This window comes from Methanomethylovorans hollandica DSM 15978, assembly GCF_000328665.1.
Taxonomy (GTDB): domain Archaea; phylum Halobacteriota; class Methanosarcinia; order Methanosarcinales; family Methanosarcinaceae; genus Methanomethylovorans; species Methanomethylovorans hollandica.
In genome coordinates this window covers 1,516,336-1,530,423 of sequence record NC_019977.1, presented here as the reverse complement: position 1 = coordinate 1,530,423, position 14,088 = coordinate 1,516,336, and the positions used below count along the sequence as shown (strand labels likewise).

The 14,088-nt window shown below is 42.2% G+C and carries 11 protein-coding genes; 7 read left to right on the top strand and 4 right to left on the bottom strand.

The annotated features are described in order from the left end of the window. Positions 1 to 100 precede the first annotated feature (100 nt). On the bottom strand, positions 101 to 1,591 hold the full coding sequence (locus METHO_RS07325; RefSeq protein WP_015324904.1) for an aminotransferase class I/II-fold pyridoxal phosphate-dependent enzyme: 1,491 nt from the start codon (positions 1,589 to 1,591) through the stop codon (positions 101 to 103). Positions 1,592 to 1,755: 164 nt separating this feature from the next. On the opposite strand from METHO_RS07325, the gene METHO_RS07320 reads away from it, so the two are divergent. From METHO_RS07320 to METHO_RS07295, 6 genes are all read left to right on the top strand, one after another. Continuing rightward, the gene (locus METHO_RS07320; RefSeq protein ID WP_015324903.1) at positions 1,756 to 2,529 is read left to right on the top strand and encodes a TIGR00266 family protein; all 774 of its coding nucleotides are present in this window, start codon (positions 1,756 to 1,758) and stop codon (positions 2,527 to 2,529) included. Between the two features lie 67 nt (positions 2,530 to 2,596). Further along, positions 2,597 to 3,250: a metallophosphoesterase gene (locus tag METHO_RS07315; protein WP_015324902.1), complete on the top strand. Its 654-nt coding sequence runs from the start codon at positions 2,597 to 2,599 to the stop codon at positions 3,248 to 3,250. A 50-nt stretch (positions 3,251 to 3,300) separates the two neighbouring features. Next, positions 3,301 to 3,855: a hypothetical protein gene (locus tag METHO_RS07310; protein WP_048831103.1), complete on the top strand. Its 555-nt coding sequence runs from the start codon at positions 3,301 to 3,303 to the stop codon at positions 3,853 to 3,855. A gap of 23 nt (positions 3,856 to 3,878) precedes the next feature. Then, entirely contained in the window at positions 3,879 to 5,042 is a 1,164-nt protein-coding gene (locus METHO_RS07305; RefSeq protein ID WP_015324900.1) for a tRNA (guanine(10)-N(2))-dimethyltransferase, read from the top strand. Positions 5,043 to 5,159: 117 nt separating this feature from the next. Then, positions 5,160 to 5,753 (top strand): MarR family winged helix-turn-helix transcriptional regulator, encoded by a 594-nt coding sequence (locus tag METHO_RS07300; protein ID WP_015324899.1) that lies wholly within the window; start codon positions 5,160 to 5,162, stop codon positions 5,751 to 5,753. Positions 5,754 to 5,766: 13 nt separating this feature from the next. Next, on the top strand, positions 5,767 to 6,456 hold the full coding sequence (locus METHO_RS07295; RefSeq protein ID WP_015324898.1) for a DUF2110 family protein: 690 nt from the start codon (positions 5,767 to 5,769) through the stop codon (positions 6,454 to 6,456). A gap of 9 nt (positions 6,457 to 6,465) precedes the next feature. On the opposite strand, the gene METHO_RS07290 is transcribed toward METHO_RS07295, so the two are convergent. Next, positions 6,466 to 7,212, bottom strand: coding sequence for an ArsR family transcriptional regulator (locus METHO_RS07290; RefSeq protein WP_015324897.1), 747 nt, complete (start codon positions 7,210 to 7,212; stop codon positions 6,466 to 6,468). 109 nt (positions 7,213 to 7,321) lie between these two features. On the opposite strand from METHO_RS07290, the gene METHO_RS07285 reads away from it, so the two are divergent. Beyond that, positions 7,322 to 8,350, top strand: coding sequence for a class I SAM-dependent methyltransferase (locus METHO_RS07285; protein ID WP_048831280.1), 1,029 nt, complete (start codon positions 7,322 to 7,324; stop codon positions 8,348 to 8,350). A 224-nt stretch (positions 8,351 to 8,574) separates the two neighbouring features. Here the strand turns inward: METHO_RS07285 and mch are convergent, their stop codons facing one another. Both mch and METHO_RS07275 read right to left on the bottom strand, forming a co-directional pair. Continuing rightward, a complete protein-coding gene (gene mch, locus METHO_RS07280; RefSeq protein ID WP_015324895.1) occupies positions 8,575 to 9,537 on the bottom strand; it encodes a methenyltetrahydromethanopterin cyclohydrolase in 963 nt (320 codons plus the stop codon). 115 nt (positions 9,538 to 9,652) lie between these two features. Next, entirely contained in the window at positions 9,653 to 13,945 is a 4,293-nt protein-coding gene (locus METHO_RS07275) for a disaggregatase related repeat-containing protein (protein ID WP_015324894.1), read from the bottom strand. Between the last annotated feature and the right edge of the window lie 143 nt (positions 13,946 to 14,088).

Genomic DNA, 14,088 nt, shown 5'->3' with positions numbered 1-14,088 from the left:
AGACCTATATTAAGTTATTCAATTAAGCTTAACCCAATTAAATTAAAGTTGTGTTAAGCTTTTGTTGCTTTATTTTTGTATGTCAGAAAGATAACATTAATTATAGCAAAGGTTTTATTATTAAATCCCAAGCCTTCTTTATGTTATCCTCTGTATCGCCTTCTTCCATAAGGATATCAAGTATCTGGCGGGATAACCTTGACTGATGTATGTAGGTACAGTTCTCACAACTCCATACTTTATTACCGCTGGATGCCACTATCCACTTGCCTCCGGTGCGTACGTCCTCACAGGCATAGAAGGGACAAAAACAGAAAGTACAATCCTGTTCCTCAAAATGACAGGGATAATACTGGCATGTGCCCCTGCTGGCAGAAGCGTCTCCAGTCGCAGCAGTTTCAATAGTAACTTCCAGCCGCTCCCTTGCACCCTCCTTACTGGTTTCAGTAAGAACCTCGCCTATAGCCTTCAGAAGACTATCACCATCCTCCTGTAGATGCAGGCCGATCCTCACAAACTGCTTCTCTGCCTGGAAGAAGGCACTACAATCCCTTATCAGAAAGCCTTTTAATGCAAGATTTTCTGTAAGAGTGCGTGCATCCATGAAAAGATCTTTGAGGTCCACAAGAAGATAATTTGCATCCGAGGACTGTGGGGAAAAACCATGGATACGCCCTATGCGTTTGATCATATAATTACGCTGAGATCTTATGAGCTCCCTGGATTCTTCCAGGTACCTTGAATTGGTGCCTCCTTCCATATTGAGCACAGCCGTGCACAATACGTCCGAATGTGCGCCAATGCTCCATGGAAAGCGAACATTATCAAGAAGCTGGGCTAATTTTTCGGAAGCTATGCCATATGCAGCTGCAAGTCCCGGAATGGCAAACGCATGAGCTATGGAACGAACGACGACAATAAAATCATTATCGAATACATGGCCTGCCAGGGTCTGGGATGGATCAGATAGTTCAATACAGGATTCATCCACAATGAGCAGTGTCCTGTTTTCTGCACACCTCTGTGCAAAGAGCCTTAATTCCTTCTTGGAAATAAGGCGACCTCCGGGGTTACCAGGATTTGATAACAGTATGACTCTGGCACATGACAAGACAGTATCCTCTGCCAGCAGCAGTTCATGAGGAGGAAGAGGTATCACACGTGCCCCGAATAATATAGAATTCCGGATGTACTCCGGAGGAGATGGGAATGGAACAAGCACAATGTCCCCTTTTTCAAGTGTGCATCCCAAAACAAGTCTTATGATCTCACATGTCCCGCTGCCTGGTATAATATTTGAATGTGTCAGGCCTTTTCCTATAAAGCCTGCTGCAGCATTTCTGAATTCCAGGTATCTGTTATCCGGGTATTGACATATATGGTCCCCGGAAGCATGCATCAGATCATGCAGATCCAGAATATCGTTTTGACACTGGAAAACATTACCTTTGGGATTAAGACGAGTGCTAAAATCAAGTGTAGGCGTTTTTTGTGCATAGGTTTTTGCACGAAGTTCATCCAGAAGGACACCATGATAACTCCGAGCGATCATACTTACATTTTCTTTAAGAACTGCCCTTTTTTCCTCCATGGATGATCTCACCTTGTCACTTATGCACACCTGATATAATTAAGTTTTTATCTTTGCGTCAGCTAAAACTATACATTAATAACATAAAGAATTCAAGTTTTCAGCTATACATTACTGTATATAGTATCGCTAAAGACCTGAGATTAATAAAAGGAGAGATGAATATGGCGGATATTATCGATTATAAAATAATTGGTAACGATATGCAACTTGTAGAGATAGAGCTGGACCCCAGAGAGAGCGTAAGGGCAGAAGCAGGTGCCATGATGTACATGGGACCAGGGATCAAAATGGAAACTTCTACAGGTGGAGGCTTATTGAAGGGTCTTAAACGAGCTGTCACAGGTGAGAGTTTCTTTATTACTAATTTTACGCACGAAGGAGAAGGTAAAGGCTATATAGCCTTCGGAGCTCCGTATCCGGGGAAGATCATTTGTCTTGACCTCGCTCAACTGGGAGGGGGTTTTATCTGCCAGAAAGATTCTTTCCTCTGTGCAGCAAAGGGGATAGAAATTGAAATAACTTTCACGAAGAAGCTCGGAGCAGGACTTTTTGGAGGCGAGGGTTTTATCCTTCAGAAGCTAAAAGGCGATGGCCTGGCTTTTGTCCATGCAGGTGGAACGATCATAGAGCGTGACCTTAAAGCAGGAGAAGTAATAAGAGTTGACACCGGTTGTATATGCGCTTTTGCTGAAAGCATTGACTATAACATCGGTTTTGTAGGGGGGTTCAAGAATGCACTTTTCGGAGGTGAAGGCGTGGTACTTGCAACTCTTAAAGGTCCTGGAAAAGTATTCCTGCAGAGCCTGCCATTCTCCAGGCTTGCTGACAGAATAATGGCAGCAGCAAGATACCAGAGCCATGATGAATCTAGTGGTATAGGTGGTATAGGTGGCAAAGTCATCGGTGGAATGCTGGGAGGCGACAGATCCTTCTAAAACGAAAATATAAAAAGAACAAAAAGGTGAACTGAGAAATGTCAATCTATGCAGAGGTGCTTCGGCAGTGAGAATTTTCGCAATTGCTGATCCTCATGGAAACTATCTGAAGATAAAAGGTCTTCTGGAACAAGCCGGTCAAATTGATCTTGCCCTTGTGGCAGGAGATATTACTAATTTTGGACCCGATGAGAAAGCACTGGAACTTTTCGAGCTTTTCGACGTACCTGTGCTGGCGGTGCCCGGGAACTGTGACCATCCTTCTATACTTGACGTGCTTGACAGTTCAAAGGCAGTGAACCTCCATCATAAGTCCTACACGGTAAACGATACAGTATTTATAGGTTCAGGAGGTTCCAATCCAACTCCTTTCTGTACACCTTTCGAGATGCAGGAGTGCGATATCGGATCCGGTATCGAAGAAATGATTGTAGCTGCAGAAAATGATAAAATGGATACAGTTTTGCTTACTCATGCTCCTCCATATGGAGTTCTGGACGAGATCCCATCCGGGCATGTAGGATGCACATCTTTCTCAGCTTTAATAGGAAGGGTGAAACTTATTGTATGCGGGCACATACACGAGGCAAGAGGGGTGGTAAGAGCAAAAGGCACTGTAGTTGTAAACCCTGGTATGGCAGCTTCGGGATATGCCGCACTTATAGAGATGAAAGAGGATGAACAGAAAAATAAGATCGAAGTCCAACTTCTGCACTTTTGAAGTGAAAGTTTATTAGGTAACGGCTTTTAATGTATACACAGGTGACAGGGATGAAATTAAAAGTTCTAGCTTTATTGTTTGTACTGTCTGCTGTCGTGTTGTCTGGCTGTACCGGCGACAATGTAACAGATGGTGAAGTGAATGTAACAGATGGTGTAAATGATACTGTCGATGAAAATACCACTATCGATGAAAATGGTACCGGTGATGTCATTGCCGTAAATGAAAGTGATGCATCCCCCGACGTAACGGAACAAAATGATACTACCACTCCAGAGCAGCCAGCAGTTAATGTGCCTGCTGAAGGCACTGTGACCCAGGGGCCACAGGTTATTGATACGGGAGCACCGCGAACTTATACCATACGCCTGGAAAAATTCCTCTCCACCCCCAGTACCCTGCAAGTGGCAACTGAAGATACTGTGTTCTGGATCAATTTTAATGATCCCGTCAGAGCCTTCACTCTTGTGAGTGAAAATGGCCTTTGGGAGAATAGATCTATAGGTTACAGGCAAGCTTTCGGTTATACATTTAATGAAACAGGCACGTACAATTACAGTATTCTGGCTTTCCCCAGAATGAGCGGGACCATCATAGTTAAATAATAACAATCATTCGATTGGGACCGATGAAGACCAGGACTATTCAAGAAGGTGGTACCCGGGCATTGGTCCCTCCGGTTCCGGATGACGGGCAGCTTTCCATCTCTTCTGCAAGTGTTTTCTATAATCCGGAAATGGAACTGAACCGTGATCTGTCAGTGGCTTCAATTGCTGCTTTTTCGCAGATCATGTCTTCCCGCAGACATCTTGAAATGTCGGAGATCACCTATGTGGATGCACTTTCAGCTTCAGGTATTCGAGGACTCCGGATCGCAAAAGAGGTAGGCCTTAATGTCACACTTAATGACTGGAGCGAAGAGGCATACACTCTGATAAAGGAAAATGCAGCAATCAATGATCTTACGGATAAAGTGAGAATATGTCTTGGAAATGCTAATGCATTGTTGCATAAAGAACGATATAATATAGTGGATATAGATCCTTTTGGATCACCAACTACTTACCTTGATGCTGCATCGAGTTCAGTCATAAATATGCTTGCTGTCACAGCTACGGATACTGCACCCCTGTGTGGAGCACACCTTAACTCAGGTATCCGGAAATACAGTGCTGTACCTTTGAACGTGGAATATCACAGTGAAATGGGATTGCGCATCATGCTTGGTATGATAGCAAGAGACCTCGCAAGACATGAGAAAGCCATGCACCCGATGTTCTGCCATGCCACCAGACATTATGTGCGGGCATATCTTGAAGTAAAAAAAGGTGCAAATAAGACAGATAAATGCTTAAAGGATCTGGGTTTTATAGCTCATTGCACTAAATGTACGGCCAGGTCGGTCCATTATGGAATGGCAGTGCATATACCTGAAAAATGTGAGCTATGTGGCGAAGAGACAAGTATTGCAGGTCCATTATGGCTTGGCCCTCTGCACAACAGGGAATTTTGTGACTCGGTGCTGGTGCAGCTAACTAATAGGGAACTTGGGAAAAAAGAATATGCAGTAAAGATAGTTGAGCTGTGCAGGAATGAACTGGATATACCTACCTTTTATGATCAGCACCTTCTTACAAAAAAACTGGGGATATCTGCCATGCCCATGGAAGAGCTGCTTAAGGAGTTAACAGGAGATGGATTCAAGGCTTCAAGGACACATTTCAGCGGAACATCTTTTAAAACTAATGCAGGACTAAAGGAAATATTAGACATTCTGAGAAGATTTCGATAAATATAAATATCTTCACATGGGTATACTTACATAAAGTAATATACAATAAAATAGATAGAATTTGTGGGATAATTCTCTTCTAATTCGCAGGACCAATCATAAAAAGAGAGAAAAATTATGGCTAAAGAATATGCTGAGCAACTATTCCTTCAGGAAAAACCAACATTGGCACTCCTTGCTATCTGGTCCTTCCAGAAAACGTATGCTTCTGTGATCACTAAAGAGATCAATTCTACTTTTGCACATACAACGAAGATCCTCTCGAAAATGGAAGAATATGGATTGGTCAAATTTACCATGGAAGGAAGGGTTAAATATGTGGAGCTTACCGAATCAGGTTTTAAGGTAGTGGAAGCTCTCAAAAATCTCATTATTGCACTGGAAGGAGAACTGCCTGAAGGACTTGGCCCTGCTGAGGATGAAAATATTGAAGATCTGGCCGGCAAAAGACAAGAGGTCTTTACAGATCATGAGCAGAATCAAGATATATGCGAAAAGATCAAAAGGCTGAACGATACTACTATTTCCATTTATAATGAACTGGTTATTGGTGGAGCAGACAGGGAAACCGTTATAAGAAGACTGGGACCTTTCAAAAGGGACCTCAAGAAGATCGAGAACGTTATGCAGGAGTGTCACGCTATCGACGATGCTACACTGGAGTACTTTATTGAGACAAAGGAGCTTCTAGAGTCACTTATAAATCAGTAAGAGATCAAAAGATATGAACAAGATCACATTATGTATAAAGGTCTATGGTAACGAAAAAAAAACTGTAGATACTATTTCTGTCACTATTGCAAATGAACTGAAGGAACTGGCTGTCAAGGCCATGATCACCGTTTCAGAAGATAGATGGACTGTCGTTGAAATCGAAGGGGAAGATGAAGAGTTCGCAAGCAATCTCCTTATAAGACAATATGGCACACCAACATCCATCCCTGAGGAAGGGAATGTATACAAAGGGTTTATTGATGCTATTGAAGAAGACCGGATCGTCGTGGATATAGGCACAAAAGTATCCATAGCTTCTGAGAACATGCAATATCTGGGAATAGGAAGTGCCCGACAGATAGCCGCACGTTTTGGCATGATAAGATATCTGCCTGTAGAAATAGAGATCATGAATGATCCATCTAAGTTACAGGGTAAGTTCAGCAAATATCAGGCGGATATCTGGTGGCAATGGAAAAAAGCCGGACACGACAGGGTTACAGCAAATAATATCACACGGTCAGAGCTTAAAGCTGCAATAAAAAGAACCGGACATGCAAGGGATATATACGGCACCGAAAGATTGGGGATAATGGAGCATGCTATTGTTTGCAGGGAAACTACCGATGGGCCTGGCATAGTTGCTGCCATTGGAAGGTTAGTACCTTCGGAACTCGGAGTGATAATAGGTTCTATATGAGAAATATTATCACTTGTTCAGAAAATGCACAATAAAAAGGCATCTTTCTTTTCCATTGCCGCAGCATTCGATTTCCTGTACACAGCAAGAGATGTTTAGCGAGTGGACTATTGTGCCTTCGATAATACCTTCTGTAAAAGAGCACAGGTTCTTTCCTATTGTCGATATGAGCTTGTAATCGAAACATTTCTCTACAGCTATTACCAAAGGCTCACTGTTCACCAGATACATAGTACCCATCTGATACCGTTTCCAGAATTCGGCTAATTCCTGCACAAGAAACTTAATGTCCTTTGAAGTGAAATTAGAGGATATGCTTGTACCTATATCCCTGCCTATTTTTCTCATAATGGGATCGCTGTTAATTCCATGGGCATCAAAGCCAAACTGTATGGCACGGAAAAAACATTTGAAACATCCATGTTTTTCGAGCTGTGGAGAAGCTAATGTTTCCAGAACATTTTTATAGTGCCTAAGAATAGGAGGCTGAGAATGGGCCATGTGCTCACATTTAAGGTGATATGCCTTACGGCGTTTATCATTCTGGTCACACTCCTCTTCTACAAGTCCGAAGGACCTCAGGTCGTTAAGATGTACTGAAATCGTGGATTTAGCTTTTCCCGTATGTTTCACGATCTCATCAAAGGAACGTGTGGAAACTTTTAAGAAATCTAGTATCTCGATCTTTACAGGACTGTTCAATGCGACAAAACCATTTCCGTTAGAAAAAAGAGCAGTTCGGTCGCTGTCGTTCATAGTACATTAGATAACAATAAATCTATATAAACGTTAGCTAATAGTCGAATAGATTCCGGGGTAACTATTCACTGAACCCTGGACCATACAATAAATGATGGTTACTGATATGCAAATTGAACAAGATCTCATTATTTGCGTGCCTATTGAAGAGGCAGAGGCTATAAGGACATGGCTACTGGAGAGCAAAGTTCTGGATATGGATCGGAAGATCAGAAAGACCACCGAAAACGGAAAAAAATACTTGCTTTTGCCTGTAACTGAAAAGGTTAAGGGATACACATGCTTCAACGACCAAATGCCAGAGATTTACACGCCTAACAAGTCCCTTAAAGAACTGCTTGCAAATGAAATGCCTGTCCAAGAACTTGTAAAGGTGCCTGCAGGCTGGCAGGTTATCGGTACTGTGATTATAGTGACCATCCCTGAAGATCTGGAACACAGAAAAATGCTTATCGGCGAAAAACTGCTGCAAATGTATCCCAGATGTAGCTGTGTTGTAAAGGATAAAGGCATACAGGGGGCTTTAAGGCTGCCAACCAGAGAGGTCATAGCAGGCCATGGTACTGAGACCACACATAAAGAGAATGGCTGCACTTTCAAGCTGGATGTGGCAAAAGTGATGTTCTCAAAAGGTAACCTGGCTGAAAAGAAACTAATGAGCGTAGTTGCACATGATGAGGTTGTTGTTGATATGTTTGCCGGTATAGGGTATTTCTCTATACCCATTGCAGTACACTCTTCACCCAAAAAGATCATATCCATCGAACTAAATCCGGTATCTTTTAGTTATCTGCAGGAAAACATCCGTTTGAACCATGTGAAAAGTCTTGTCGAACCCATACTTGGAGACTGCGCCATTGTTACACCTGAAGGTGTGGCTGACAGGGTCATCATGGGTTACGTGGGAACAACTCACAACTATCTTTTTAAAGGGATCAAGGCTCTGAAGCCTGAAGGTGGCATTTTGCATTACCATGAAACAACTCCTGAAAGACTTGTGTTCGAAAGGCCTGTGAACAGGATACGGGAAGCTGCTCTGGAAATTGGAAAAGAAGTTGAGATTGTAGAGACCAGAAGGATCAAAAAATATTCGCCAGGTGTATGGCATGTGGTGATTGATGCTAAGATCATGTAAAGATCACGTATGCCATTAACTTTTCATCTGACCCGTATGCGAGAATTTCGGCAAAAGGTGTACAAAATCCTGGGGAAACCATAAGAATAATGCTTTAGGAACCTTTTACTAGTTCCCTTAAAAAAGCAAGCTGACCGCCTATACCTTTGGATGTACTTATGAGCTTCATGATTGATCTCCAAAAAAGGTACAACCTGATAGGTTGCACCCCGGGGTCGAAGATATCATACTTCCTTTATTCCAAATGAATCGAGCAGAATGCCCGGATTGATACGGCCGCTTGTAAATGATTTCTGTGTCTTCTTGTCATTTATTGTTATCTTTGCAGGAGCAAACATGCCTGCATCAACCTTGAAGAAGTCAAAGCCGGCTTCTTTGAATGTGTTAAAGAACGGTTTACCGTAATCACGTGATGTTGTAGAAGGTGCCTTTTTCACATAATCGGCCAGTTGCTCATCATCTCCATATTCTACTGTGTAATAAGTCTCGCCACAGTAGATGATACAGTCATTGGTAGATCCCATGCATTTTGTATCGTCACCCACTATAGGTGCAATGGGGGCTACTCCGAAACCACTCTTTATGGTATTGATATCGAATCCTATTGACTCCAGTTTGTGTATACCGGTCTCTACGACCCTTGCAGATATCTGCACACTGCCGGCAATCGAAGCTGTAGGTGCAACGGCGATATATACATTCTCAGCATCCACATTGCAGTGTTTTGCTATATACTCCACTACCTCTTCTGTTGGAAGTGCAGAAGATTCCATGACCAGGACCGCAAATTCGGAGTCATCCTTGTAGCCTATTTCCTCATAAAGTTCTTTTGGCTTGAGTCCAAGAGCTCTGGCAGGACCTGAACCCATTCCAAAGTATTTTCCTACTGATATTCTCCAGCCGGCATACTGTGAACCCATACATGCTACGACCGGATGATCGGTAGCTACCTGTATGGCAGGCACTGGCAAGCCGTTCAGATCGAATTTTGTGTAGCTTATGTCTGCAAGATCAGCAAGACATAGGCGGGAAAGGTACAGACCCGCATCATAACCACCTTGCATCTTAACGCCACAGTCAATGACCGTAGCCCCGTTTCCAAGCTCAAAGGACTGGACATTGAGTTCTTCTTCCCAGTCGAGCATCTCATCGATTATATCTAATCCCTTTTCGTTGACACTGATCACAAATATCACTCTAAGTTAGTTCGTTGGCTCTGTTTTGATTGAAAAGCATATATAACTAGCGATTTGAAGTATAATGACCCGTAAAAAATCAAACGAATGTGTATTCGCTTGCGTGTTAACTTGTTATAGTTAATTTTGGCCTCATTGCAGCATCTGAAGCATCAGCACTATAAAATGCAATATAGTTTCCACTTTCGGTATTCGCCTTGAGGAAAAAACCAGTGTTCTCATACTTGCCACTTACGTATTCCTGCACAATTTGTGTAACATCAAAGTCATAGTACTTATTGTCAGGCATAGTACTTGCCGGGAATGTTACTGAAGCATAAGGGACATTACCCTGAACAACTCCTTTCTTATCGAACCAGTCTCCTCCTGCTGCAGTCCAAGGAACATCAGATATGCGAGTGTTCCATGTCACATACTGTGGATCCCACTTTACCGGTCTATAGATTTCCACCACTGTATCAGAAGCACGAGTAGCACCTGCTGGATAATACCAGTAAAGAGACAGAGTTGCCTTGGCTATTGTATCCGTGGAGTTGTAATCACTAAGATCGAACCACATCAGATCCCTGTAAATGGCAGTACCAAGCCTTCCGATGTCAATATAGGCACTAGTAGGAAGAACGGTTGTTGGAGATGATTGGCGTAATCTGTTATCATAAGCAGCTGTGTACGAGACAGAACTTCCTGTTGTGATTGTCAGTTCACTCACAACAACTTCCATTGTATCCGAATCGGTCTGTCCTATGGTATCTGTAACTGTAAGGGTCACAGTGTAAGTCCCTGCTGCTGCATATGTATGAACTGGTGAGACATCACTGGCTACAGCTGTACCATCGCCAAAGTCCCAAGAATAAGAAACTATACCGTTGTCATCAGTGGAATTACTACCATCGAAAGTTACAGCTACATTCTTAGTAGCATTCTTATCAGCACCAGCATCTGCAGCCGGTGGATTATCTATTACAGGCGGTGTGATCGGATCTGAAGCGTCAATTAGACACACTTTCAATTGCGGTCTCTGATCAGGATTAGACCACTCAGAACTGTAGAAGGCAATGTAATTACCGCTTTCTGTTCTTGCCTTGAGGAAAAAACCAGTGTTCTCATAAGTACCGCTTATGTATTCCTGCACAAGTTGTGTAACATCAAAGTCATAGTACTTGTTATCAGGCACAGTGCTTGCCGGGAAAGTTACTGAAGCATACGGGACAGTGCCCAGTGCGTTATCATTTTTGTCGAACCATTCTCCTCCAGGTGTATCCCATAGCACACCCAAAATTCTGGAAGCCCAGGTAACATACTGTGAATCCCATTCCTTTGCAGGTCTGTAGACTTCCACCACTGTATCAGAAGTGCGTGTAGCACCTGCTGGATAATACCAGTAGAGTGACAGGGTTGCCTGAGAAATTGTGTCTTTTGAACTGTATGCACTGAGATCGAACCACATAACATCCCTATAACTGGTTGTGCCAAGCTTCCCAATATCAAGATAAGTAATAGTAGAAAAGACACTGGTTGCAGATGACTCACGCAACCTATTGTCATAATCAGGAACATATGATACCGTACCAGCTGGAATAATGATTGGACTACTAACAACCACCTGCAGTGTGTCTGCAGATTTTTGTCCAGCAGTATCTGTAACTGTAAGCGTGACAGTATATGTTCCTGGAGAAGTGTATGTGTGAGTAACTGAGACGCCACTAGCTTGTGAAGTTATTCCGTTAGATGCATCAAAGTCCCATGAATAAGATGCTATGCCCTTGTCATCAGTAGACAAGCTTGCATCAAAAATAACTACAGAGTTTGCTGTAGTATTTTTATCAGCTCCTGCATTTGCAACTGGTGGTTTATCCACAGCACTTGCTCCCGTAGTCACAGTCAGTTTCGGTCTTTGAGCTGAATTTGACCAATCAGAACTGTAGAAGGCAATGTAATTATTGCCCTCAGTCTTTGCTTTCAGGAAGAATCCTGTATTCTTGTGTTTTCCACTTACATATTCCTGTACAAGCTGTGTGACATCGAACTCGTAGTATTTATTGTCAGGTACTTTGCTACCAGCGAATGTTAGTGAAGCATAAGGCGTAGCACCCTGAGAGACCTCATTCTTATCGAACCAACTGCCTCCTGGTGTGGTCCAGGGTATTCCAGACATCCGGGTGTTCCAGGTTACATACTGCGGGTCCCACTGGATTGGTCTGTAGATCTCTACTACTGTATCAGAATTCCGTATAGCCCCTGCCGGATAGTACCAGTAGAGCAAAAGTGTTGCCTTGGATATTGTATCCGTGGTCTTGTAGCTGCTTAGATCGAACATCATTACATCCCTGAAATTGGCTGTTGTCCTTCCAACATCTATATAACTGTTAGTGAGAAGAGCAGTCGTCGGAGATGCCTCACGCAACCTATTGTCATAAACAGGAACATATGATACCGTACCAGCTGGAATACTTGTTGGAGTACTGACAACCACCTGTAACGTATCGGTGGATTTCTGTCCAATAGTATCGGTTACAGTGAGTGTCACAGTATAAGTCCCTGCTGTAGTGTATATTTTGGTAGCTGTGACTCCCGTAGCATCAGATGTAATACCATCTGCATAATTAAAGTCCCATGAATACAAAACGATGCCTTGATCGTCAGTGGAAACACTGCCATCAAACATTACTGCTGAACCTGCGATTGCAGTCTTATCAGCGCCAGCATTGGCAACTGGAGAAGTATCTCCTGCATTTGGGACCTCTGATGAATAAGCACTTTTGGATGCCTGTGCAGTGTTACCATATCGGCCAATGTTGATCCTGCCACCATTTGGAGATGGTTCATTATTATATGCAGAGGTAGGATATCCTGCATCTATAAGGAGACTGCTGACTGTGTCAGCTATCCATTTACCGCTCGAATAGTGGCCTGCAGTACTTTTGAGATGGTAATCCCGGGTAGCAGAAGATACGAATAAAGGATCGACATAGATATCACCGCTACGTATGATATTTGCACCAACATATGCACCTTTTGTATTCCAATATATGCAATTATTATTCAGTATAAATTTGTGATTCTCTGAATTATAGTTCCACACACCAGTTGCTACATTTTTAGCACAGTTGATGATTATATTGTTTTTTACGGTGGTGGTGAACTTTGAAGCCATTCTATAGGAGTTTACATATTGATAGTATTTTATTCCGGCATGCCCACCATTGTCTATAACATTATTTTCTATCCTAGTATTATTGAACTGACCAATAGTGATTGCTGCATTGCTGTATCCGGTATCTATGGGATACTGCCCAACATTATATATTATATTGTGATGTATATACACATCCTTGCCACGTACAACATTATCAGCATCTTCCCCGGCTATCCAGATAGCTGAACCGTAGAGTGTATGGAATAGGTTGTTATAGATCTCAATGTTTTCTGATATATGTGCACTGATAATTCCGCTGGTCTTATCTATTTCTATACCCGGACCATTGGAACTGCTAGAGAACTCTGAATGGATAACGTTGTTATAGATCTTTGCATGGCCAGAACTTGATAATCTGAAAGCACTATTCGTCCTTGTATAGACATCATTGTTGGCTACTGTAATGCCGTTCATTCCCAGAACGTATAGGGCATCATGTCCTAGTTTGTACACTGAATTATCTGTGAACTTAACATCTGCTAAAAAAGTATAATTATAAGGACTGTTCCTTATCTTCAGTCCATCACCGGTTCCCCACTCCAGACGCATACCTGTCACAGTGACATCCGTGCAGTTCACGAAATACATCATATTATAGTATCCTTTACCGTAGGAAACTGACTGGCTTTCGCTGTTTCCATTAATTTTAAATCCCCTAATCGTGATATTTTTGTTTACATCATTTTTATTCTTGATCATTGGCACCTGAACATCCCATCCTGCATTTGGTACCAGCTTAATGCAGGCACTTGGATCTCCGGTGAGGATAGTATTTGATCCCATCTCAAGCGTTGCGTCTATCCAGTATGTGTTTGCCCCCCTCAGGTATACAGTACCACCACCAGTACTGTCGACGTATGCAAGTGCTTTATTTAGTTCAATGTGGTCATTAATCCCATCACAATTGTAGCTCCCTGTTCCATCTGTATCAACATATACGATGGCTGCTGCTGCTGAACTACTTCCAGCAGCCAAAAAGCATATGATACAAATTGAAAAAAAAATGAATAAAGTCCATATTCTTATTGCCAGGGATCTTTTTTTATTATTCGAAATTATCTTATCATAGCTTTGTACACATGCTGTTCCTAGCGCAAGGAAAAAATGAGCACGTACAAATAACCTGATCAATAGAGTCCTGGAATTTATCCATCTATGGAAACGAAATCCTGTATTACGTTTTTCATTATATTTAATTAACATACCCACCCCACATTATTTTCAGCAGCACTTCAGTTTTAATTAGACGGCTCCTTTAAAGTATCCATTCAATAATTATGGTTGTTAACCTTTTGCTTGAAACTTATGTAACTACCTTATATTATTGATGTAACTACCTATTGAAT